This is a genomic window from Nostoc sp. S13, assembly GCF_029379315.1.
Taxonomy (GTDB): domain Bacteria; phylum Cyanobacteriota; class Cyanobacteriia; order Cyanobacteriales; family Nostocaceae; genus Nostoc.
On record NZ_JAQYWQ010000090.1, the window covers coordinates 1 to 23,374 of the forward strand.

General features: G+C 41.3%; 27 protein-coding genes and 1 pseudogene. 14 read left to right on the forward strand and 14 right to left on the reverse strand.

What is annotated here, in order from left to right; all coding sequences use genetic code 11:
* Positions 1-189 precede the first annotated feature (189 nt).
* Entirely contained in the window at positions 190-810 is a 621-nt protein-coding gene (locus PUQ00_RS23395; protein WP_300421366.1) for an FMN-dependent NADH-azoreductase, read from the forward strand.
* A gap of 191 nt (positions 811-1,001) precedes the next feature.
* Here the strand turns inward: PUQ00_RS23395 and pdxH are convergent, their stop codons facing one another.
* Entirely contained in the window at positions 1,002-1,646 is a 645-nt protein-coding gene (pdxH, locus tag PUQ00_RS23400) for a pyridoxamine 5'-phosphate oxidase (protein WP_300421368.1), read from the reverse strand.
* A 127-nt stretch (positions 1,647-1,773) separates the two neighbouring features.
* Here pdxH and PUQ00_RS23405 point away from each other — a divergent pair, with 127 nt between their 5' ends.
* From PUQ00_RS23405 to PUQ00_RS23420, 4 genes are all read left to right on the forward strand, one after another.
* Positions 1,774-2,859 carry an AI-2E family transporter gene (locus PUQ00_RS23405; protein ID WP_300421370.1) on the forward strand — a complete coding sequence of 362 codons (1,086 nt, stop codon included), beginning with the start codon at positions 1,774-1,776 and terminating at the stop codon, positions 2,857-2,859.
* A 296-nt stretch (positions 2,860-3,155) separates the two neighbouring features.
* On the forward strand, positions 3,156-3,986 hold the full coding sequence (locus tag PUQ00_RS23410) for a ScpA family protein (RefSeq protein WP_300421372.1): 831 nt from the start codon (positions 3,156-3,158) through the stop codon (positions 3,984-3,986).
* A 231-nt stretch (positions 3,987-4,217) separates the two neighbouring features.
* The gene (locus PUQ00_RS23415; RefSeq protein WP_300421374.1) at positions 4,218-5,387 is read left to right on the forward strand and encodes an NDP-sugar synthase; all 1,170 of its coding nucleotides are present in this window, start codon (positions 4,218-4,220) and stop codon (positions 5,385-5,387) included.
* 17 nt (positions 5,388-5,404) lie between these two features.
* Positions 5,405-5,545, forward strand: a complete 141-nt coding sequence (locus tag PUQ00_RS23420) for a histidine kinase (RefSeq protein ID WP_300421375.1) — start codon at positions 5,405-5,407, stop codon at positions 5,543-5,545.
* Here the strand turns inward: PUQ00_RS23420 and speA are convergent.
* Positions 5,517-7,535, reverse strand: a complete 2,019-nt coding sequence (gene speA, locus PUQ00_RS23425) for a biosynthetic arginine decarboxylase (protein WP_300421376.1) — start codon at positions 7,533-7,535, stop codon at positions 5,517-5,519. The two genes, PUQ00_RS23420 and speA, sit on opposite strands and share 29 nt — an antisense overlap.
* 394 nt (positions 7,536-7,929) lie before the next feature.
* On the opposite strand from speA, the gene ndk reads away from it, so the two are divergent.
* A complete protein-coding gene (gene ndk, locus PUQ00_RS23430; RefSeq protein ID WP_300421377.1) occupies positions 7,930-8,379 on the forward strand; it encodes a nucleoside-diphosphate kinase in 450 nt (149 codons plus the stop codon).
* Positions 8,380-8,489: 110 nt separating this feature from the next.
* Here ndk and PUQ00_RS23435 read toward each other — a convergent pair whose 3' ends face one another.
* The gene (locus PUQ00_RS23435; RefSeq protein ID WP_300421378.1) at positions 8,490-9,212 is read right to left on the reverse strand and encodes a DUF475 domain-containing protein; all 723 of its coding nucleotides are present in this window, start codon (positions 9,210-9,212) and stop codon (positions 8,490-8,492) included.
* A 371-nt stretch (positions 9,213-9,583) separates the two neighbouring features.
* Between PUQ00_RS23435 and PUQ00_RS23440 the strand changes: the two genes are divergently transcribed.
* Complete coding sequence (locus PUQ00_RS23440) at positions 9,584-9,853, forward strand: type II toxin-antitoxin system ParD family antitoxin (protein WP_300421380.1); 270 nt, start codon at positions 9,584-9,586, stop codon at positions 9,851-9,853.
* Positions 9,854-9,930: 77 nt separating this feature from the next.
* Positions 9,931-10,032, forward strand: a complete 102-nt coding sequence (locus PUQ00_RS23445) for a DUF433 domain-containing protein (protein WP_300421382.1) — start codon at positions 9,931-9,933, stop codon at positions 10,030-10,032.
* Between the two features lie 41 nt (positions 10,033-10,073).
* Here the strand turns inward: PUQ00_RS23445 and PUQ00_RS23450 are convergent, their stop codons facing one another.
* From PUQ00_RS23450 to PUQ00_RS23500, 11 genes and pseudogenes are all read right to left on the reverse strand, one after another.
* Positions 10,074-11,168, reverse strand: coding sequence for an EH signature domain-containing protein (locus PUQ00_RS23450; RefSeq protein WP_300421383.1), 1,095 nt, complete (start codon positions 11,166-11,168; stop codon positions 10,074-10,076).
* Positions 11,169-11,186: 18 nt separating this feature from the next.
* Positions 11,187-11,501, reverse strand: coding sequence for a hypothetical protein (locus tag PUQ00_RS23455; RefSeq protein ID WP_300421384.1), 315 nt, complete (start codon positions 11,499-11,501; stop codon positions 11,187-11,189).
* A gap of 13 nt (positions 11,502-11,514) precedes the next feature.
* Complete coding sequence (locus PUQ00_RS23460; protein ID WP_300421385.1) at positions 11,515-12,165, reverse strand: OmpA family protein; 651 nt, start codon at positions 12,163-12,165, stop codon at positions 11,515-11,517.
* Complete coding sequence (locus tag PUQ00_RS23465) at positions 12,158-13,762, reverse strand: hypothetical protein (RefSeq protein ID WP_300421387.1); 1,605 nt, start codon at positions 13,760-13,762, stop codon at positions 12,158-12,160. Before PUQ00_RS23465 ends, PUQ00_RS23460 begins: the two co-directional genes overlap by 8 nt.
* A 48-nt stretch (positions 13,763-13,810) precedes the next feature.
* Complete coding sequence (locus PUQ00_RS23470; protein WP_300421388.1) at positions 13,811-14,200, reverse strand: hypothetical protein; 390 nt, start codon at positions 14,198-14,200, stop codon at positions 13,811-13,813.
* Between the two features lie 25 nt (positions 14,201-14,225).
* Positions 14,226-14,681: a hypothetical protein gene (locus PUQ00_RS23475; protein ID WP_300421390.1), complete on the reverse strand. Its 456-nt coding sequence runs from the start codon at positions 14,679-14,681 to the stop codon at positions 14,226-14,228.
* A 128-nt stretch (positions 14,682-14,809) separates the two neighbouring features.
* Positions 14,810-15,037 (reverse strand): hypothetical protein, encoded by a 228-nt coding sequence (locus PUQ00_RS23480; protein WP_300421391.1) that lies wholly within the window; start codon positions 15,035-15,037, stop codon positions 14,810-14,812.
* A 377-nt stretch (positions 15,038-15,414) separates the two neighbouring features.
* Entirely contained in the window at positions 15,415-15,858 is a 444-nt protein-coding gene (locus tag PUQ00_RS23485) for a hypothetical protein (RefSeq protein ID WP_300421416.1), read from the reverse strand.
* A 68-nt stretch (positions 15,859-15,926) separates the two neighbouring features.
* Positions 15,927-16,616 (reverse strand): hypothetical protein, encoded by a 690-nt coding sequence (locus PUQ00_RS23490; protein WP_300421393.1) that lies wholly within the window; start codon positions 16,614-16,616, stop codon positions 15,927-15,929.
* A gap of 92 nt (positions 16,617-16,708) precedes the next feature.
* A pseudogene (locus tag PUQ00_RS23495) lies at positions 16,709-17,442 on the reverse strand (Uma2 family endonuclease).
* Positions 17,443-17,471: 29 nt separating this feature from the next.
* Positions 17,472-18,116 carry a restriction endonuclease subunit R gene (locus PUQ00_RS23500; RefSeq protein ID WP_300421395.1) on the reverse strand — a complete coding sequence of 215 codons (645 nt, stop codon included), beginning with the start codon at positions 18,114-18,116 and terminating at the stop codon, positions 17,472-17,474.
* A gap of 232 nt (positions 18,117-18,348) precedes the next feature.
* On the opposite strand from PUQ00_RS23500, the gene acs reads away from it, so the two are divergent.
* The 6 genes from acs (at position 18,349) to PUQ00_RS23530 (ending at position 23,331) form a co-directional block, all read left to right on the forward strand.
* Positions 18,349-20,322 carry an acetate--CoA ligase gene (acs, locus tag PUQ00_RS23505; protein ID WP_300421396.1) on the forward strand — a complete coding sequence of 658 codons (1,974 nt, stop codon included), beginning with the start codon at positions 18,349-18,351 and terminating at the stop codon, positions 20,320-20,322.
* Between the two features lie 123 nt (positions 20,323-20,445).
* Positions 20,446-20,910, forward strand: coding sequence for an element excision factor XisH family protein (locus tag PUQ00_RS23510; RefSeq protein WP_300421397.1), 465 nt, complete (start codon positions 20,446-20,448; stop codon positions 20,908-20,910).
* Positions 20,880-21,203: a XisI protein gene (locus PUQ00_RS23515; RefSeq protein ID WP_300421399.1), complete on the forward strand. Its 324-nt coding sequence runs from the start codon at positions 20,880-20,882 to the stop codon at positions 21,201-21,203. Before PUQ00_RS23510 ends, PUQ00_RS23515 begins: the two co-directional genes overlap by 31 nt.
* Before the next feature lie 308 nt (positions 21,204-21,511).
* Entirely contained in the window at positions 21,512-21,997 is a 486-nt protein-coding gene (locus PUQ00_RS23520) for a DUF4365 domain-containing protein (RefSeq protein ID WP_300421401.1), read from the forward strand.
* A 4-nt stretch (positions 21,998-22,001) separates the two neighbouring features.
* On the forward strand, positions 22,002-22,478 hold the full coding sequence (locus PUQ00_RS23525) for a DUF4365 domain-containing protein (RefSeq protein ID WP_300421403.1): 477 nt from the start codon (positions 22,002-22,004) through the stop codon (positions 22,476-22,478).
* Between the two features lie 172 nt (positions 22,479-22,650).
* Positions 22,651-23,331: a tetratricopeptide repeat protein gene (locus tag PUQ00_RS23530; RefSeq protein WP_300421404.1), complete on the forward strand. Its 681-nt coding sequence runs from the start codon at positions 22,651-22,653 to the stop codon at positions 23,329-23,331.
* The last annotated feature ends 43 nt before the right edge of the window (positions 23,332-23,374 follow it).

The window sequence follows — 23,374 nt, forward strand, 5'->3', positions numbered from 1 at the left end:
GTTGTGGGTGCAGGACTGCGGTGCTCTTTATTTTTTATTTATAAACACCCTCTAAGATTGTGCAACAGTTACTTTATGGTAACTACTTTACTTTAGTAACTAGTTACTTTTAGTATCTGGATGTGATGCTTTGAAATTTAGATTCAAAAAAAGTAAAAGCAGAAATACTAGTTAATCAGGAGATATTTGATGGTAAACATTCTACATATTGATTCCAGCCCCCGTGCAGAACGATCGCACTCCAGAGAACTATCTAAGGAATTCATCAGTGGTTGGAAAACAGCGCATCCTGAAGATGCGATCGCCTATCGAGATTTAGGGCATTACCCAGTTCCTCACGTTGATGAACCTTGGATTGCAGCTGCATTTTCACCACCAGAAACCCATACTCCAGAATTAACTGAGGCAATTAGGATTTCTGACGAGTTAGTAAATGAATTTTTAGCTGCTGATCGCTATGTTTTCGGAGTGCCAATGTATAACTTTAATATACCTTCCACTTTCAAGGCTTACATCGATCAAATCGTTCGTATTAACCGGACTGTTGCTTTAAATGCTCAAGGTTTTAGAGGGTTAGTCGAGGGTAAAAAGGCAGTTATCATTACAGCTAGCGGCGGTGACTATAGTGCAACATCCCCTGCTGCTGCCTATAACTTTCAAGAACCATACCTGCGGGCGATCTTCGGGTTTATTGGGCTTACAGATATTCAATTTATTAACGCTAAGAGCATAAGCCAAGGTGATGATGTCCGTACCCAATCTTTATCAGAAGCACGGGCAGCAATTCAAGATGCGATCGCTCAGTGGTAAGGGAGGCAGGGGAGCAGTAAGAATTTTAGATTTTGGATTAAAGAATTGAAATTTAATCCAAAATCTAAAATCCCTTCTCCCAAGGGGAGACGCTACGCGAACGGGTTGGTGCAGTCACTCATGGGGGAAACCCCCAAGACCGCGCTGCTTCACCAAAATCCAAAATTGAATTGCCCAATCCCCAAATCTTCTTATGGTGACAACCGCTCAATTTTCCAAGTGCCATTATCTAAACGGCTATAGAGCAAGCGATCGTGCAGACGACTAGAGCGTCCTTGCCAAAACTCAATTTTTGTGGGGATCACTCGTAAGCCTCCCCAATGAGGCGGTCGAGGAATCTCCTCATTTTCATATTTGCTCTTAAACTCCTGCAAGCGTCGCTCCAGAACTTCTCGGCTTTCTATCACCTCGCTTTGATTAGATACCCACGCACCCAGGCGACTGTTGGCAGGGCGAGTGTGAAAATACTGGTCGGACTCAGTTTCGGAAACCTTCTCAACATACCCACTAATTCGGACTTGACGCTCCAGTTCTGCCCACCAGAAGACTAAAGCCGCCTGGGGATTTTGTGCTAGTTCTTGTCCTTTGTGACTGTTGTAGTTGGTGAAGAAGGCAAAGCCCCGTTGATCAAAATCCTTGAGTAACACCATTCTGGCTAAGGGCTTACCGTCTGGCGTGGCAGTGGCAATGGTCATGGCATTGGGTTCAGGAAGTTGCGCTGCTAGTGCCTGCTCGAACCATTTTTTAAATTGGATAAAAGGATTGAGGTCTACTTCGAGTTCGCTCAAACCTTCCAAGGTATAGTCTTTGCGAAGGTCTGCTACGGTCTTGTCCATTATAATTTGGTTCCTTGCTATCACATACGCTTATACTTATCTTTATTAAAAATATCTATGATGATGATCAACGCCATCAAGAATTTTTAAAATTCTCTCAAGGTATATCTAAAATAGGTTGCATAAGATGCGCCGTTCGGCCTCCTTTCAACGTCTGTTAATTTATGGTCTGAGCGGTCCCATTATCGCTCTCAATGTCTGGCTGCTGTCTGTGCTTTTTCGTTATTTCCAGCATCCCATTACGATCTTGAGCATTGCGGCGATTCTGGCTTTTCTCCTAAATTACGCGGTTAAGTTCTTTGAACGTGCTCGGATCACGCACACTCAGGCGGTGATCATAGTTTTACTTGCAACCTTAACTCTGTTTGGGATTCTGGGCATCACCCTAGTGCCGTTGATCATTGACCAAACAATCCAACTCTTAAATAAGATCCCTGATTGGTTAACCGCCAGTCAAGCAAACCTAAAGCAATTTGAGATGCTGGCAGAGAAACGACATTTGCGAATTGATCTGACCGTTGTCAGCAGTCAAATCAATGCCAACATTCAGAATGTGGTACAACAGCTAGCTTCTGGTGCAGTGGGATTTGCTGGAACACTGCTGTCAGGATTACTTGACTTAGTGTTAGTCATCGTGCTTGCATTTTATATGCTTTTATATGGCGATCGCGTCTGGTATGGTCTAATCAATCTTTTGCCCTCTAATATTGCAGATCCTCTCGGCAGATCCTTGCGCCTAAATTTCCAAAACTTCTTCCTCAGCCAGTTGTTGCTAGGACTTTTTATGGTGCTAACCCTGACACCAATTTTCTTAGTGATCAAGGTGCCCTTTGCCCTGTTGTTTGCCATGTTAATTGGTATTTCAGAACTCATTCCCTTTATCGGGGCGTCTCTCGGCATTGGTCTGGTGACGATTTTAGTACTGTTGCAAAATTGGTGGTTGGCAGTTCAAGTTGCCATAGCGGCGATTCTCATGCAGCAGCTTAAAGATAACCTGTTAGCGCCCAGGTTACTCGGCAACTTTATTGGACTGAATCCCATCTGGATTTTTGTGGCTATTTTGATGGGATTTGAGATTGCTGGGTTGTTGGGAACGCTTGTTGCTGTTCCCATTGCTGGTACTATTAAAGGCACTTTCGATGCGATCAAGAGCGGCAAGCCGACTAACTTTGTATCAACTGTCACTGTTGCCCATGATCCTCCGCGTGATTAAGGAGGCAGGGGAGTAAGAATTTTAGATTTTGGATTTTGGATTTTGGATTAAATTTCAATTCTTTAATCCAAAATCCAAAATCTAAAATTGAATTGTCCAAATCAAAAGTTGCACAATCTGATCTCACAATTCACAATGGTGATTGATTACAAATTTCAGAGGATGCTGCTAGCAGGCAATTCCTGATTAAAAGAAGCGCAAGCAAATGTATAAAGTACACGCTTTGCCAATAGTCAATGAGTTTAGTGTTGAATTTACGCTCTTTTGATTCTCATTAATAAACTTAGAACCCGTTGATGGAAGCTTCCGAGCTATTAGAAACAATCACACTCTTGATTTATCAAGCCCAGCAGGGGGAAATTGATCCTTGGGATGTCCAAGTGATTGAGGTGATTGACCGTTACTTAGAACTGATGGCACCGGAGGCAATAACAAGAGGCTATGAAGCGGACTTGTCTCAATCTGGACAAGCATTTTTGTCAGCATCAATGCTGGTATTATTCAAAGCTAATACTTTGATGCAATTGTCAACAGTAGGAGATGTACAGGATGGTGTAATAGATGATGCTCTATTGTCAGATGAAGACGGTGTATCACATCAGGGTCATCGTTTACCATTAGAACGTCAATTGCGTCGTCGTCCAGCAGCAATGCCACCACCAAAGCGCCGCGTGACTCTGCAAGAGTTAATCAAGCAATTGCAGATCATGGCTGACCAACTGAAACTGGTAGAAAAAGTCAGTAAACCTATCCGTCCCAAGCGTCAGCCTAGCGTCCAAAGTATGCGGGAGGCGCTAGAGTTAGCTCACCAGGAAAATCTGACAGAAGTGGCTGGGGAACTGGAGCAGGTGTTGAAATTGTCGGCAAGAGAACTAAGTTCAGAACAAAATTGGTTGAATTTAGAACAACTTGTAGAGTTGTGGACTCAGACAAAGCTTATCAACCAAAATGGCTCTGGACATGAGTCTAAACACAGTAACCTAGTTAGCGTTTTCTGGGCGCTACTACTACTTTCGGCTCAATCGAAAGTAGAGCTATTTCAAGAGGAGTTTTACCATGAGATTAAAATTCGCTTACTTAGAGATTCAGCTAGCACCTGCAAACCTTTTGAGCACCCGATGAACTAAGAAAGCCAAAGATAGCTTTACAGATAATTTAGAGATTTTTGCTTCAGCCCCAAAATCCGAGTAAATTGAAAAGATAAGCGATCGCTTGTCATCTAAGTATACTTATGGTTGCAACAACCACTAATTCCTGTTATCCCTGTCTAGAAGGATAACTTAGAGCAGAAATAAAAACTGATGATTAAGTATCACTCGATAAAAGTAAACTGGCTTGTGGTTGAGGAATAAATTTTTATGAAAGCGATGATTCTCGCGGCTGGTAAGGGTACTCGCGTGCGTCCGATTACCTATACAATTCCCAAACCGATGATTCCCATCCTGCAAAAGCCAGTGATGGAGTTCTTGCTGGAACTGTTACGCCAACATGGATTTGACCAGATTATGGTCAACGTTAGTCATTTGGCTGAAGAAATAGAAAACTATTTCCGTGATGGTCAACGGTTTGGAGTACAGATTGCCTATTCCTTTGAAGGGAAAATTGATGACGACGGCAAACTGGAAGGGGAAGCAATCGGTTCAGCTGGAGGAATGCGCCGCATCCAAGACTTCTCACCGTTTTTTGATGATACCTTTGTGGTTTTGTGCGGTGATGCTTTGATTGACTTGGATTTAACTGCGGCAGTTAAATGGCATAAAGCTAAAGGGGCGATCGCTACTATTATCACTAAATCTGTACCCAAGGAAGAAGTTTCTAGCTATGGTGTGGTTGTGACTGACGAAGATAGTCGCGTCAAAGCTTTCCAAGAAAAACCTTCAACTGAAGAAGCCCTCAGCACCAACATCAACACAGGTATTTACATCTTTGAGCCAGAGGTTTTTAACTATATTCCCTCTGGTGTGGAATATGACATTGGTAGCCAATTGTTTCCCAAATTGGTAGAAATCAAAGCCCCTTTCTACGCCATCCCTATGGACTTTGAATGGGTAGATATTGGTAAAGTACCAGACTATTGGCGGGCGATTCGCGGTGTACTGCTGGGTGAAATCAAAAATGTGCAAATCCCTGGTCATGAAGTTGCCCCTGGTATCTACACTGGTTTAAATGTCGCCATAAATTGGGACAAAGTGGATATCACAGGCCCAGTTTACATTGGTGGGATGACAAGAATCGAAGACGGAGCTAAAATTGTCGGCCCAGCGATGATTGGCCCCAATTGTTGGATATGTAGTGGCGCAACAGTAGATAACAGCGTGATTTTTGAATGGTCGCGCCTGGGGCCTGGAGTCCGGTTAGTCGATAAACTGGTATTTGGACGTTATTGCGTGGATAAAACTGGCGCTGCTATAGATGTTCAAGCGGCTGCTTTAGATTGGCTGATTACCGATGCCCGTCAGACAGTGCCATCACATATCCCTGTTGAGCAACAAGCGATAGAGGAATTGTTGGGGACAAACGCAAATTAGGGTATGGGGCATGGGGCATGGGGAATAGAGAGACAAGAGAGACAAGGGAGACAAGGGAGACAAGGGAGACAAGGGGAATAATCAATGCCCAATGCCCAATGCCCAATGCCCAATGCCCAATGCCCAATGCTAACTATTTAAGTACGTATATCTTCTGAGACTCTGCTCGTAGGTTTGCAGCAGTCGCTGAGATTCCGCTAGGGTGATGCGCTTTTCTTCTAATGCTTTCTCGCAACGCTGGCGAATGTTTTCTACCATATCTTCGGAGTCATACTGAACGTAGCTCACTACTTCGCTCATGGTGTCACCTTTGACAACGTGTTCAATTTGGTAGCCTTTGGGCGTTAATTGGATGTGAACGGCGTTCGTGTCGCCAAATAGGTTGTGCAAATTGCCCATGATTTCTTGGTAAGCTCCATTCAAGAACATCCCCAAATAATAGGGTTCTCCGGGCTTGTAGGTGTGCAACTCTAAAACTGATTTGACATCGCGCAGGTCAATAAAGCGGTCGATTTTACCATCACTGTCACAGGTGAGGTCTGCTAAAATTCCTCGCCGCGTTGGTTCTTCATCCAACCTGTGGATGGGCATAATTGGGAATAGCTGATCGATCGCCCAGCAATCTGGTGCCGATTGAAACACTGACATATTCACGTAGTAGATGGAAGCCATAATTTTTTCTAGGTCTTCCAGTTCATCGGGTACGTATTCTTGCTGTCTAGTTATATTGAGAATTTTCTGACAACAAGCCCAGTAGAGGCGTTCGGCCTTGGCTCGTTCTCTGAGGCGTAAAATTCCTAAGTTAAAGCGGCTAATCGCTTCTTCTTTGAATTGTGCAGCATCGTGGTATAACTCTTGGTAATTCTCTTGGTTGATCGATTGATAGCTTTCCCAAAGATAATTAATAATTGGGGATTCTCCTTCTTGCGGAGGTTCTGGTGCGTCGAGGGGGACATCGCTAGTACTGAGAACATCAAAAATCAGTAGCGACTGATGGGAAGCGAGCGCTCGTCCACTTTCGCTAATCAGTGTTGGTACGGGAATCTGCCGTTCAGCACAGGTATCTTTTAATTCTGCCACGATGTCGTTGGCATAGTTCTGCATGTTGTAATTTTTGGATGCATAGAAGTTGGTTTGGGAGCCATCGTAATCTACGCCCAACCCACCACCAACATCAAGGTATTTCATATCTGCCCCCAGCATCGACAATTCCACATAAATGCGGCTGGCTTCTTGGATGGCATCTTTAATCACATTAATGGCAGAGATTTGTGAGCCAATATGGAAGTGCATCAACTGCAAAGAATCGAGCAGGTTGGCTTCTCGTAACTTATCAACAGCTTCGATTACCTCAGGCATTGTCAAACCAAATTTAGCGCGATCGCCACTAGAGGCTCCCCAACGTCCCATGCCTTGGGTACTGAGTTTAGCACGAACCCCCAAAATCGGCTTAATACCTAACTGACGATTGGCATCAATCACCAAATCAACCTCTTCAATCTGTTCTAAGACGATGATTGGTGTTTGCCCTAGTCTTTGGGCTAACATTGCCGTTTCGATGTATTCTCGGTCTTTGTAGCCGTTGCAAACTAACAATGCTCCTGGTGTATCCAATACAGCTAGAGCAATCATTAATTCTGGCTTGGAACCGGCTTCTAAGCCAAATTGATGGGGCTTGCCAAATTTCACTAAATCTTCAATCAAATGCCGCTCTTGATTGCACTTGACGGGAAACACGCCACGGTAGATGCCAGGGTAGTTGTAGCGGGCGATCGCTTTATTAAAACAAGCATTTAGCCGCTCAATCCGATCTTCTAAAATATCGGAAAAGCGAATCAACATGGGAAGTCCCAAGTTGCGCTGTTTCATGGCGTTGACCAATTCAAACAAGTCTAGAGAACCCCCGCGATCACCCTTGGGTGCAACGGTGACGTGTCCAGCAGCGTTAATGGAAAAATAAGGTTGTCCCCAACCTTCAATCCGGTATAACGCTTCGCTATCCTCAATTTTCCAGGAACGAGGTAAATCTCCTGTGGTAGGACTAGGTGGTAACAGTTTTTTTTGCTTATGATTTTTCACTTCAGATTTCTGTCCATTGGACGGTACTGGTACCACCTCGTCAGATGTAGCAGTTGACTCAACACCCATTTCTTCCTAACCTCTGTTTTTCACCCACAAATTAACAATTTAGCGCATTCGTATGAGAACGTATATGTACCCAAAGATAATTTCTGAGATAAACTCTGATTGGTCAAGAGTCATTAGTCATTGATCATTAGACTTCTTGCATAAATCAAAAATAAGAACCCCACCCCGCCTTTGACTTACGTCAAAGTCTCCCCCCAAAGCATCGGGGAGGGGCTGGGGGTGGGGTGTTAGGGACTTTTGCAAGAGGTCTATTGATCATTAGTGCAAAACCCTTGGACAAACGACAAACAGAGAAGTCTGTAGCAAGATCCCGCAGGGTGCGCCGACTTCCGGCGAACAGAACTTCTCTTACAATTGACCAGATAAAAAATTCATTAAGTTTTTGGAGATCGCTTTGGAACGCACATTCTTAGCAATTAAGCCTGATGGAGTACAGAGGGGATTAGTGGGGGAAATTATCCGTCGCTTTGAAACTAAAGGTTTTACCCTAGTTGGTTTAAAGTTCCTAAAAGTTAGTCGGCAATTGGCTGAACAACACTATGATGTTCACCGGGAACGTCCCTTTTTTGCTGGTTTAGTCGAATTTATCACTTCTAGCCCAGTCGTGGCGATGGTATGGGAAGGTGATGGCGTGGTTGCATCAGCCAGAAAGATTATTGGTGCGACGAACCCCTTAACAGCAGAGCCAGGAACAATTCGCGGCGATTTTGGCTTGAATATTGGTCGCAATTTGATCCACGGTTCTGATGCTCAAGAAACCGCGCAACGGGAAATAGCCCTATGGTTTAAGGATGAAGAATTGGTTAATTGGCAACCACACTTAACGCCTTGGTTGCACGAGTAAAACATTAGGGAGTGGGGAGTGGGGACTAGGGAGTAGGGGGAGTAAATAAACAATTATTATTTATTCTTCCTCATCCTCCTCATCCTCCTCATCCTCCTCATCCCCTCTTCTTACTTCGATATTTCGCTCTTTTCGGGTTCTACTTGGGGCAATTGGGTGCCAACACGCTTGGAAAATCCCCAACCTAAAATTAGGAAGATGGCAGGAATCATTATCCATTCTGGTGGAACTAGATCATCGTTTACCACTTTCAACAACAAGCGCAAGCCTACCAACGCTACAGTTATATAGCCTGCGTCTTCTAGGTTTTCATATTCATCTAGCCAACGGATAAACAATCCCGCCATGAATCGCAGCGTAATAATACCAACTGTTGCACCCGTCAGCACCAGCCATTTTTCTTGAGAAACTGCGATCGCAGTTGTCACGCTATCTAAAGAAAATGCCAAATCTGTAAACGCAATCACGGGTATTGCTTGCAACAACGAACTAAAACGCGGTTCGTGATGCTTTTCGTCTTCACTTTGTTGAGAGGTAAAGTGTTGGAATACCAACCACAGCAGGTAAGCAGCACCTAATAATTCAAATTGCCAGAATTGTTGCACCCAAGTAGCCGTGAGAATTAGGGTGATTCGCAGCACATAGGCAACGACTAAACCAAAGTTGAGGGCCTTACGCTCAAGTTCTTTGTCTTCTAGCCCTTGAGCGATCGCAGCCAGAGCGATCGCGTTGTCGGCAGATAACACCGCCTCTAAAAATATCAGGATCAGCAGAACTATTGGGGCTTCAACGCTGAAATGAAAGTTGAGGTAATCAAAAATTTGGTCTAGCATTCCGGGTTTCTCAAGCAGAAAAAATTAAAATTTGACAGAAACAGAGATTTTCATGTTAAAAAGCGCAATAAATTGCTACTCTAATTCAGCTTAACGTGGTTGTGGTGCATTTTGAAGAGGGTTGAATCTGTGCGATCGCCGTGTGAGTGGGGTAATTTGCGTATAAGTCAATACACCAAAAGTTTTAATATCTAGTTAATGCGAGCGATCGCAATGGACTGCTGTCAGTTCGCATCTAGTACTCTGTCAAGAACTAATTGACGGATAAATTCCTTGTAGAGACGGCGATTTATCGCGTCTCTCTAACCGTCAAAATGAATTTGACAGACTACTAGAATTAGAATATGAGAACAAAAATATGGTAAGAGTTTATGAATATTTCCTTAACAACCGAGCTTGAGCAGTTTATTCAAAGTCAAGTTGCAAGCGGGAAGTACACCTCATCAGAAGAAGTGATTCTTGCAGGTATTCGGCTGTTGGAGGAATGGGAACGTATTTACAAGGGTCGGTTTGAGGAACTGCAAAGAGAAATTGCTATCGGGGTTGAGCAACTTAATTGCGGACAACGACTCGACGGTAGAGAAGTAATCGAGCAACTACGTCAAAAGAACCAAGCTTTGAGAAAGACTCAGGCACAATAATGAGTTTATATTTTCTATCGCTCTCCAAGCGCTATAACTTCATTAGGTGAACGTAACTTTTATGGATTACTGGCAGCATGGATAACACACTTCTACAACGCATCACTCATAATCCAAATATCTGCCACGGTAAACCCTGTATTCGAGGACTTCGTTATCCAGTTGAGTTTATTTTGTAACTGCTCAGTTCTAATATGACTACTGAGGAAATATTGAAAAATTATGACGATTTAGAATTTAAAGATATTTTGGGTGTGTTCTTATTTGCTGCGGCTCTAGCTTCCCATTCCAGATATTCAATTTCTCTTTTCCACCGCTCAAGCCTGTTTTCTCGGTCTTGTAATTGAGATGTTGTAGGGTTTCTGGAAGGCTGGGTATTTGGATTAGGTAAAATTCCATTATTTGCAAGCCAGATACGGGAAAATACCTGCCAAAGAAATTCATGATCGTGCTTATCACCACCCAGACAGCGAATCCGCTTGACTGAAAGAGTGGATTCACCAAAAAGGATTTGCTCATTTGTGGAATTTTTAGGAAACAGGCGCGTTTCACCACCTCTTCCACGAAAGAATTCGACTACAAACCACTCACAAAAATCGAATATACAAACTTCTGTCGGATCGCTACCATCATCCTCTAATAGATCAATATCACCTTCGATTTGATACCCTATGGCAATTTTTGATGTCGTGGGTAAAAAGATGTGAAGCCGTTCAAAGCGGTTACTGTAATTAGCCCAAAAGTCCCTGCGACTACATAGCCTATTTGACTCGAAGTTTTGTAAATCGAGCCTGTTCAATATGAGATTTACTAACTTTTGGAAATCACCATAATTGATCCCTCCAATCCACTCTCGAAGTCTTTGCCTTGCAGGATCTGAAAGCTTATACCAATTTTCACCATTTCTATAGTTATGTCTCAACCAATCAACTAGTAAAGAATAATTGCTTGCTATATCATTAGAAACATTAGTTAGCAAATGATTAACAGCCTTTATTTGCTGACTATTTGACATTTCATCTAAACAACTTAACAGCCATTTTTCCTGCTGCTGATTTGGAGAGCGAATTGTAGTAAAATAGGGAGTCATGTCTTCTGTGAACTTGGTGAATAATGGAATCCAAACAGGTAAATCTTCTCGGATATTATTTAGTAATTCAGTTCGATTAACACGCTGTTCACAAGCAATTTTTGCTAATTCTCTACCTGCTTGTTTACTGCAAATCGCCCGAATAATTTGAACTGGTAGCAGGTGACTAACTAAGTCAGAATTAGCAAAGACATCAAAAGATTCAGCTAAAGACTGTGCTAACACCTGTTCTCGCTGACCACTCTAATAAACAGCCAAACGCCACAATAGCTGATGTTGCAGCCATGAATTATAAATTGCTACCTTCCAAATAGCTGCTGATGTTTTCCTGCATCGGTCAAGATTTTGTTGATCCCACTGTGCTTTAGCATGGATGCAGTAAATCCAGTCCAACGGACTTACTTGATCATCTTTACCCTGTTCAATAGCTTCCAATATTTTATCAACACTTGGTATTGATATTGTTGCATCTGGTAAGTTACTTGCAAGCTGAATAAGTTGATTAGGACTACACTGGGGAGTTTCAGGTAGTGAAGCAATGGAAAACTGAAAATTCAATATTTTAGCTCCTTTAAAGAGAGGTTTTTAGGATATCTTTCTTTAACTCATCACTGCGAAACTGAAAGCGGAAAACTACCTTGCGATCGCCTGGATTATCACGTTTCTTGTCAGATTCAATTTCTCCACGACCAGCAGCTAATATTTTCTGACTTAAAGGTGCTTTGGTAGAGAAATTCATATCATAAAAAATGTATGTGTAAACTGATGATGCTCGCAACAAGCTTAGTTGTAGATTGGTTTTGTCATCTCCTTCCGAGCTAGTATGACCTTCTATAACTACGCGGCTAATTTCCTGATCAAATTCTCGTTTGGAGAAAATCACCCCACTGTAAACAGGAATAAAGCGACGTAGAAAGGCTTTACCTTCTGGTTTAAGTTCTGTACTTCCCTTGGCAAAAAGAATTGATTCTTGGATACTTACATCCCCATTATCTGGGTTGACTTTAACATTGATATTGTTGCTTTTCATCTGTCCCACAACATTACCAATTACTACCCGTTTTGGTACATCCTTTTCTGCAAGCTGGAGTAGTGCGGTGATAAACAGCAAAGCAAAAAACATTAGTAAACTAGACATCAGCTCGGCAATAGACAAATAGATACTAGAGTCATCATCCTCTATAATTTCTGCATGAACTTCACTTCTGATAAAATCATCCATGATTGCTTCCTCCATTACGCAATTGACGGTTATCATTTGCAGCAGCTAGCAATTTTGCTGTCTCTAGTAAACGTCCGCAAACTCTAGACATAGAAGTATCTGCTTGTTGGAAAAAGTTTACTTGTGAGTCAACATTCCTTTGCATAGAAACTTCAAGATGACTCTGCCAAGACTGAAGACTATGATCAAATTTTTGATTCAAATTTCTGTACGAATTGTCAACTATGTTCACTTGCTTGGCAATATCAGTAGTAAGATTTGCTAGTTGTATTAGTCGTTGTGAATTGTGTAATCCAGCCGCAATAACTAATTGGTTAATTTGTTCGACAGACTTCTGAATTTTTGTCATACTTTCGTCTACTTCCTGAGTCAATTTACTACGTCTTCCAAATTCCTCTCTGAAGACTTGATCGAGATTGTTCACAACACCAGATAATCCTTCTTGTTGTCTGCCTAGTGTCCCCTCAAGTAAATCGTTTTGTTGTTCAAAGAACGTCTGTAAATTTGTTTGATATTCTTGCCTAAATCTTGTCAAATCATCTTCTACTGTATGACGAGTTGCTGTGAGTGTTGCATCGATATTTCCTAAAGTAGCCAGAAGATTATCCTTCGCATCATTCATCAAACCAGAAGCTTGATTACCCACTGTTTGTAGAGTATTAGTTTGCTCATGAAAGGTTCTATTTCCTTCGGTGAGAATTTGGCTAATTCCAGTCTGAGTAGCTTGAAGCATCTGCTTTTCTACTGCTGCGCGTTCTTGTAGCGCTGTCTGAAGTTCCTCTCGAATTCCTCGGAAGGTAGCAGCAGCTTGCACTGCACTTGTTTCAAAAGCACTTCGCTGGGCTGTCATTCCCTGGATACTCTGATCTACAGCTCGATTAATTTCGTCGGCTGTTTGTTGTAAAACACCTTTTGTATCTGTTTGGAATTGATTGAGAGTGTATCCCAGATGGTTAGCGAATACTTTGAGTTCTACCAAAGTTTCTTTTTGAAAGTTCTGAATTGTCAGGATGGAACTTGCCAAACTTTGAGATATACCCCCCAATTCTCTATGCAGAGTCAGCACAGCTTCGGAAGCTTGTTGGGTTAACTCTGCACTTCTATCTAGTCGATCTGCAATCGGTTCGAGTACCTGAATTCGCAAATCTTTGATTAGTTCTTCTAAAACTCTCTGTCCCTGATTTTCTTGGAGTACTCGGAGTTGTTTCTGTTCTTTGAATATTGCTTCTAAAGCTGGAAATATCTGCTGACGCACGGCTAAACCAATAGCTTGGGCTGACAACTGATTTAAACCTGCGAATTGTTCTGCAATACTCCTACCTACAGCTTGACCAATGGCTTCAGCACTAGGTTGATTTAAGCCTGACAATTTATCTCCTACACGGATAAATGCCTCAACTAGATCACTATTGTTATTGTCTGTTGTTTTTAAGGTTGCGATCGCCTTTAATTTGTGACGTAAACTATCACGTCGTTTCTGCCGTAGTGAATCACACCCAAACAAAACTAGAAGAAACAAGCTACCAGAACCAAGCCCCATCATCGAAGTGGAGAAAGCTGTTTTCATTCCCACGAGTAGCTCTTTACTAGCAGTCATCAGTTCTTTGGGATCTTCTGTAGATAAATTGATTCCTTGGAGTCCAAGTTATATACCATAAAAGGTTCCTAAAAGACCAATGGCAGTACACAAGGTTGTCACAAAACGCAGGGAACTTCGAGGAATTGGGCGGGCTAAGACAGATGGATACTTTATCAGTACGAACTCGCCATCCTTTTGCGCTTGTTGACTAATTATGCTTAGATCATCGGTTCCTAAATGCTTTTTTAACCAGTTGCGAACTTCGTTTGAAAGCTTTACATTTTTACCCTTTTTCATCAAAATTTTAATCGAGGCTTCAGTTGCGCCACACTCAGAGAGCCAATACTGCCATAATGTGTGAAGTTCGATAATAATTGCGACTACTAATACAAAAGCAGTTGCCCAATGAAAAGGTTCACTATGCCAAATAATGTTCAAAACTTTTGCTATTTCCACGCTGCACCCCTCTTGTTTATCTTGGTTATATCTTTTTGAATTGCTTTAATTCTTTATCTGTAAGAACTTCCTCAGCTATCCGCATTGGGAGATGTTCTACATACAGGCGGTCTCCTATAGCTTCTCGGAGACATAAGCTGTAAAGTGGTTCACCCTTTGCCTTTTTGTCCTCAATTAGATAAACCTCTTCTGGTGCATAGCTTCGCAGTAAACGTACTTGCAAACAGGTTTTTAAATCCCGCGAAGAAATAGATAGGTGTGAATCTTGTCCAAATAATTCACAAGCTACTTTCCAAGCGTGGTTAACCGCCACAATCTCCTTAACCAATTTCTCCACAGAGGGGTACAAAAGTTCCGCAGTTTCATTAATCAATGCTTTTACCCTACTTGCCTGAGCTTCATAGGTTATAGTTCCCAAAGATGGAAACTTATTTAACTTTTTTGCTAAAGCTATATTGATAAAAGTAATTTTTGATACCAAACTGCTCTTTGGGCGTTAAAAAGATGTAGCATGTGTTAAGGCTTCTGTAACGCACTGAAAACCTGAAATGGTGCGTTATCCTAACGCGGTAACATTTGGCGTAGCAAACTCCGGTTCTTCATGTAAAACTAAACTATCTGCAAGTAAGCAGCAACCCTGTCTAAATCGGGTTTCCAGCCTTTTTCAGCAGCAAGGAGGGCCGTTTCTGCTTTCAGATTTCCCCGTAACTTGCCCCAAATCTTTTTTCGCAGCTCATCCATTTTAACAAGAGCTGCTTCAGTGAATTTCTCAATGGTTTTCTCAAATGCTTTAGTAAAAGCAAGAGTTGCGATCGCACCAGCTGTGATTGCTTCCAAAATATCCTACCTTATCCACCGACATCTTGACTGATGGATACAATAACAGATGTTTAAATTCCAGAGATATAAAGCCTAATCTAGTTTCTCTCGTGAAAGTCGAGTGTACGCTGTAAGAGAAAATTTTCAACGTTATTAACCAAAGTTCTAACGTGAGTAACAATTGCTTCAGCATTGATAAGAAAATATTTAACGTTTGCAACAAATGCTTAAACGTTTCTTATAAATGCTTTAACGTGAGTAACAATTGCTTCAGCATTGATAAGAAAAAATTGAACTATTGTAACAAATGCTCAAACTTCAATATCAATGCTTCAACGTGAAGAATAAATGTAAATAGCCTCTGGAAGCAATTTTCTACAACATAATTTTAAATCTCACAAAATCTCTGCCAACTTTACCAGCAGACTATTTGCTAAATCCACTAACCTAATATCATCTGTATCAACATTATTTCCTTCACCAGCTAACAGATTCCTCACAGCAGATAGCCTGTCATCGGTTTCAGAAATTCTCCAAGATTCTTCTAAGTTTACTGCAAAATCAAACAGCGATCGCTCTCCTAAATGCTCTCTTACCTTGATAGCTACATTATCATTACTTACCAAAAATTCTTTAATAGCATCTAATCGATGATTACCTAATATTTCGTCATGTTTCCATGTTTCCAGCCAGTCTCCATCTACATCTTCAACGTAAAAATTGACAAAATCAACCCCGTAAGTTAGCCAGCTTTGCTGCATTTGTCTGGCTGTTGCTAAAGCTTCCGCAAATGTGTCTACTTGATTGTTGCAGCTCTGAGTTTCTCTTTTGTTAGCCATAAAAGCTGTAATTAGCAGGTAAGTATTTAGGCTAGAATCTAAATCTGGAATTTGATATTCCAGAAATTTCACGAAAATTTTAAATATTTGCCACCAGAGAGGTAATCACTGTTATACAGTGCCACATTCACTAATTGGTTGACAAAGTTAGCATCCTTGGGATTGTAACTTAAGAAGAGTCCTCTCTCGATTTCCCACGATCGCAGTGTATTTTGCCAAGCTTGGTACTTTTGGTAATTAAGTTCTTCAGAGACACTGGTAACTTGAACGCACAGTGGTTCATTGTTACGACTAACAATTAAATCTGTTGCCATAGAAAGGTCGGCAATATAACGCTGCCAAAAACTACCTTCTCGACTGACAATATCTTGAGCGATTAATTTAATGATATCATCATCAAGCTGATTAAATTCGCCTGCCATTAATTTTTGTTTCCAAATATAAAATTTGGAGTCACTAGCATTGAACCATCTGGGAAAGAGATAAGCATACCAGTATCTCTCAATCGGCGTCATTTGCTCGAACTTTGCTTTTTGTTCTTCTTCTGAAGGTAAGGATTTGATTATCAGCCAAATTGTAGAATCCGTAATCACCTCTAGCAGAAAGGCAATGACAAAAGGTTTTGCAGTTAGGGAACCTGGCTTAATATTCTTTACCCAACGATTGATTTCATCTAATCTTGTCGCTAAATTATGATCTATCGAGGAGGCTTGCTCGATAAGGGACTTTAGCTTCTCCTTAATCTCTATAGCTTGCAAACGATGCCCTACTTTCAGAAGATGAGACTTTTTTCACGCACTTATAACTAAATTTTAACTTGAAAATGTCTTTACTTAATTTCCTGATGTCATTAAATATTCTCTAGGTCGATGCCCCGTATACGTAAAACCTCCCGCAGTCGAGCAATTTCTTGCTCTGCCTGTTGGGCGCGTTCGTCTGCCTGTTGGGCCAGTTCTTCAGATGATAGTATTAATTGATTTTCAGTAGTGAAGAATCTTAATTTACCTTCATAAACTCCCAAATAAAGTTCTAACTGCTGACTCCACAAACGTGCATCAGTGCTAGGTTGAATTTCTTGATACTTACCATCTACTAAATGAAATCCCTGAAGTTCCATTGTTACAAGATAAAACCAGAAATAATCTGTTGTACGGAAGGTATCCTGGTAAACTTGTTTTTTTAAGCCTTTATCAACTGCTGCGTTGAACTTGACAAAATTTCCACAATCAAGTTTGGATATTTGCCCTCTTCTTGCCAAACTACCCAACTCTTACGGTCTTTTTTCTCGGTTCCCAAAACTACAAAAAAGTCTGGGCCACGGAAATATTCTGATTTTTTCTGTTTATGGAGGCAGCGCTGTGCGGGGACTGCCGTACTGTAATAAATCGTCAAATTACCAGAAGCATACAAGTCTTGCCTTTCTCGCCACCATAATTTAAAGATGCGAATCAGCAAATCGATTTGGTCACGATGCAGGTCACTTTCCAAGGGTGGTTCGTCACTCAGTATATCACCAGGAGGAAAAATAACTTCGTCTTCTGAAATACCATTAGAGATAATTTCTATGGTAGCAGGTTCAGACATCAGCGATCGCTCCCCGATTTACGTTCATTTTACTGAAAATTCGGTAACTTGCAGATAGCTTTGAAAACTTGTAATAACTCTATTGCCTTTGGAGATTCATTCAGACTTAATAATGGCATTAACTGATAACTTGGCTGCTCGTCACGTCTTAGATAAACAAATTGATAACGCAGTCCGTTAGTTACCAAACCCCAAACTGATGACTGCTGCTCTAAACTTTTAAAAGCATAAGTGAGTAATTGAGGTAAACCCTCACCCACTTCTATCGCACTGTTTTTCGTTTCAATCACTACAACCCAAAATGGTGGCAGAATATTACTTTGAGGATTGTTGATTGCTAAAATATCCATCCGTCCGGTAATTCTTCTGTCTTCATCTTCGACTGCGATCGCAATGCTATCTTCCATTGTCAACCGAATCGGCACATCGTAAAATCCAGCTAACCGCATCAAAGGTGCGATCGTTAAGAATTTAACTAAACCTTCAGAAATTTTCCTAGCGCTTAAATAGCGATCAAAGTCGTTTCTGATTTTTAATAAATCCTGCTGTTCAAACTCAGAAAGTGGTTCTAGACTTAAAAAGTCTACGAATGAAGCATTAGAAAGCTTTTCTAGTTTGAGAAACCGATGAACATCGTTGAGAGATAGGCTGCTAGCTTCGACGGTAAGCGTCATAATTTCAGGCGTTGTTTGTAAAGACTACTTATATTTTCCAACATTCGCAGTAGATAGGTTGCAATGTAACCTTAATACATTTCTTGATCGCTTGCTTTTGCTAGATGAAAATCAATGTAAACTAAATAACTCAGCAATTTCCACCTAGCTTAATGAAAATCTAAACAATGTTTAGCATAACTGGGCTAAGAATAGTTTTTAGTAACAATAGCGATCGCACTCATAACTAACCATGTCTCAACCAACTATAGAATCAATCCTACAAGAGAATCGCCTATTTAATCCTGCCTCGGAATTCTCGCAAAACGCTCATATCAAAAGCTTGGATGACTATCACCGTATCTACGCCAAAGCCAAAGCCGATCCGCAGCAATTTTGGGCAGATTTGGCTACAACAGAATTAGAATGGTTCCAAAAATGGGATACAGTATTAGACTGGCAACCGCCTTTTGCGAAGTGGTTCGTTGGCGGTAAGATTAATATTTCTTACAACTGCCTTGACAGACATCTCACTACCTGGCGCAAAAATAAAGCAGCATTGATTTGGGAAGGAGAACCTGGTGATTCGCGTACCCTTACCTATGCCCAACTCCACCGGGAAGTTTGTCAGTTCGCCAATGTATTGAAGCAACTGGGTGTAGAAAAAGGCGATCGCGTCGGTATTTATCTACCGATGATTCCTGAAGCTGCGATCGCGATGTTAGCCTGTGCCAGAATTGGCGCACCTCATACTGTGGTATTTGGTGGTTTTAGTGCCGAAGCTTTGCGCGATCGCTTAATTGATGTCACAGCTAAACTGGTAATCACGGCTGATGGTGGTTGGCGCAAAGATGCGATCGTCCCTCTCAAGGAGCAGGTAGATAAAGCCTTAGCTGATGGTGCTGTTCCTAGTGTGGAAAATGTCCTAGTTGTCAAGCGCACTGGACAAGAAACTTATATGCAGTTGGGCGGACGCGATCATTGGTGGCATGATTTGCAAAAAGGAGTATCAGCAGATTGTCCCGCCGAACCAATGGATAGCGAAGATATGCTGTTTGTCCTCTACACTTCTGGCAGCACCGGCAAACCGAAAGGTGTAGTGCATACAACTGCTGGTTATAATTTGTATACCCACATGACCACCAAGTGGATATTCGACCTCCAAGACACAGATGTATATTGGTGTACCGCCGATGTCGGTTGGATTACTGGACACAGCTACATTGTCTACGGCCCCCTTTCCAACGGTGCAACAACTTTGATCTATGAAGGTGCGCCCCGTGCTTCTAATCCTGGCTGTTTCTGGGATGTAATTGAAAAATACGGCGTTAATATTTTTTATACTGCACCTACGGCAATTCGGGCATTTATTAAGATGGGAGAACAACATCCGAATGCGCGAAACCTGTCTTCATTGCGTTTGCTGGGAACCGTCGGCGAACCGATTAACCCAGAAGCTTGGATGTGGTATCACAAAGTAATTGGTGGCGATCGTTGTCCAATTGTTGATACTTGGTGGCAAACGGAAACCGGCGGTATCATGATTACACCGCTACCAGGAGCAATTCCCACCAAACCGGGTTCAGCAACTCTTCCCTTTCCTGGAATTATCGCAGATGTCGTGGATTTAGAAGGAAACACCGTACCCAATAATGAAGGCGGTTATTTGGCGGTGCGCCATCCGTGGCCAGGAATGATGCGGACAGTCTACGGCGATCCAGAACGTTTCCGCCGCACCTACTGGGAACACGTTCCCCCCAAGGATGGTAACTATACTTACTTTGCTGGTGATGGCGCAAGACAAGATGAAGATGGCTACTTCTGGGTAATGGGTCGTGTAGATGACGTACTGAATGTATCAGGACATCGCCTGGGTACAATGGAAGTAGAATCAGCCTTAGTTTCTCATCCAGCAGTAGCAGAAGCGGCGGTAGTGGGTAAACCGGATGAACTTAAGGGTGAAGAAGTAGTCGCTTTTGTGACTTTAGAAGGCACTTATCAGGCAAGTGAAGAACTGAGTAAAGAACTTAAACAGCACGTTGTCAAAGAAATTGGGGCGATCGCCCGTCCGGGAGAAATTCGCTTTACAGACGCTTTGCCGAAAACGCGATCGGGTAAGATTATGCGGCGCTTATTGCGGAATTTAGCTGCGGGAGAAGAAGTATTTGGGGATACTTCGACATTAGAAGATCGGAGTGTGTTGGATAAATTGCGGGAAGGTGCGTAAACAATTTTAGATTTTGAATTGGCATTTCCTATATTGGAGATGCCTTTCTACAACCCTCGAAATATGGTGCGTTATGCATGGCTATCAAACACATCCTAGTATTAACTTACTTTTGATTAATTAATGCCACAAAGAGATAGCATTCACAATAGAGTCAAACAAGTGATCGTTAAAGATGGTTGGAAAATAACTCACGACCCTTATGTTATTTCTTACGGGGAACGATTCTTATTTATAGATTTGGCTGCTACTATATCATCTACACTTAACCAAGCTCAAGGAAGTTTTATCGGTGCAACAAAAGAAAATCAGCGAATAGCAATTGAAATTAAAGATTTTCGTGGTCAATCTGTTATTGCTGATTTAGAGCAAGCGCTTGTACAGTATACACTCTATCAGCTTTTACTGAGTAGAATGGAACCAGAACGAGAACTATATTTAGCAATTACAGATACTATCTATAGCAATCTTTTCAATGAACCAATTGGCGAACTAGTAATTACAGAAATGCTACTGAAATTAATTATCATCAATTTACAAACACTAGAGGTCAGACGATGGATACCAGCACGACCTATCGAGAAATAGTCAAACAGGTAATTATACAATATGCTAAACTTCGTCCCTCGCATGGAGATATTCGACTCGACCCAATCTTTGATGAAATGCATGATAGGTATGCTTTGATGCAAGTGGGTTGGGATAGAGGACGGCGAGTTAGAGGAAATCTAATTTATATAACGCTACAAAATGGTAAGGTTTATATTGAATATGATGGTATAGAACACGGCATAACCCAAGATTTGATCGCGATGGGGGTTTCTCTACCAGATATCGTTTTAGCTTTTCTGCCTGAATCAGAGCTAGCTGCTAGTGTATGAAAACTCCTAGTTAAGATTCACCGTTAATAGCACTTCTGAAATTGTGAAGCGATCGCGCCTATATTTTATCATGAAGATAACAAGATTGTTGAGGCATTGTAGGAGTCTGTTAACGACAAACTAACACAAAGCAATTCTTAATACTGTAGGGTAGGCAAAACAGCCTGCCCTTAGCTAAACAGGCTCAATTAAATAATTCGTAATTCGTAATTACGTTTTGTGACGGGGATTTAGCCTAGGCTTCAATTCGTTCTGCCTGTAGAGCCAGGGGACTTAAACCCCCAAATTTAGTTAAAATAGGTCTATAAATGAGAGATACACTGGGGCAAAGAGGCGAAGCAATTTTTACAGTATTAATGACGGAATTTCACTCTCATGCTGGCCCTATTTTCAAGCCGCAGTTTTTAGGAGACAAATGGCAATATGTTGATTTTATTGTAGAGTTGGTAGGGGCTGGTAAATCTGTTCCTTATTTCTTTGTACAAGTGAAAACAACAAGAGAAGGTTATACTAAAAAATATAACAGATTGAAGGTGAAAGTGCGGCAAGAAAATGTAATTGGTTTAGCATCTTATCCAGCACCAACTTATATAGTAGGTATCGATGAAATTCAAGAGATAGGTTACATGGTTTCTGCAAATGGTGAAAGTCTTAAGTCTCTGTCAAGCCTTTCTACTCAATTTAAAATTATCAAACAAAATAGAGAACTGCTATGGCAGGAAGTTGATGATTTTTGGAGTAGATACCATACTAATCAGTTAGTTTCCCAATTTGCCGATCAAGACTGGAGATAAAACAATGAAAACCACAGCACCTTGGTATATTGGAAGACGGGCAGAATCTCTAGCCGTTGTTTACTTAACTCGTCGTGATGACTTGATTATTTCTCAGCCAACACCAAATCAAGCATTAGACTTTTTAATCACAATTACCAAAGATGGAGTTTATACTGGAAGACTTTTTGGTATTGAAGTAAAAGCAACAAATTCTACATCTAATTTAAAGAAGCATAATGATATTTTAAAGTTAGACAAAGATAGGTTGAGTATCCTAGAAAAATTTAAAGATTTGCCATTCCCCGTTTGCCTATTTTTCTTTATTTTAGAAAACGATCAAGGTTATTATAAATGGATTTTAGAACCTAAAATAGATGGGGAAAAGCAAGTGAAATTGCACTTTAACGAAGATGATGAACTGAAAAACCTTGATGACAAAGAAATAGCTAATATTATTTCAAGTATAAATAGTTGGTATGACCATAGAAATAATACATGAGTATGCACATACAAATTTATTCTTATAAAACAAATAGGCGCGATCGCCCGTTCCTAAAATTTTAAGGGCACCGTGCAGTCAGTATATTGACATAGTTCTTAGTGCATTGCATACTTACTAATGCATTCTCACCTTATTATGAGAATAGGACATTATTGAGGCACTCAGGGCGATGAAACTGAAGAGCAAACCCAAATTAGCATTTGTTCAATCTTTTAGCGGCATGATGCTGAGTATCATCACTGCAATTGGTCTATCACCATTAGTGTTAGCGGTTCCTGCAAAAGTTTCTTTGCATTCGCCTGAGGAGTCTGCACAGAGACAGCCAGAAAAACTAGCACAGTTTTCAAACACAGATACACCAGAGCGATCGCAGCTCCTCCAACAAGCGAATGCATTATACAATCAGGGAGACTTGACAGGTGCAGAGGACAATTTACGCAAATTCATCAAAAAATCCCCAGAAGACGCCTTTGCACACTTTCAACTGGGAAACGTGCTTTTTCGGCAAAAGAAATCAGAAGAAGCAATTAGCTCTTATCGAGAAGCCATTCGCCTCCAGCCAAAATACGGTATAGCTTACAATGCGATCGGTATGGTTTATGCTAGCCAAAGTCGCTGGGAAGAAGCTATTACCGAATATCAAAAAGCTCTAGAAATTAATCCTAATTATGGCGAAGCTCTAACTAATTTTGCACTGGCATTGTGGCAAACAAATAAACGAGACGAGGCACTATCTTCTCTAGAAAAAGCTTTAAATATTTTCAAAGCACAGAATAGAGGTGAAAAAGTTAAGCAAGTCGAACGAATCTTGCGAGAGATCAAAACTGGTGATCAACCTAGTCTTTCATGAAAATCAGATTATCGAACAGAATAAAGGTGCCAGTGGTCAGAAT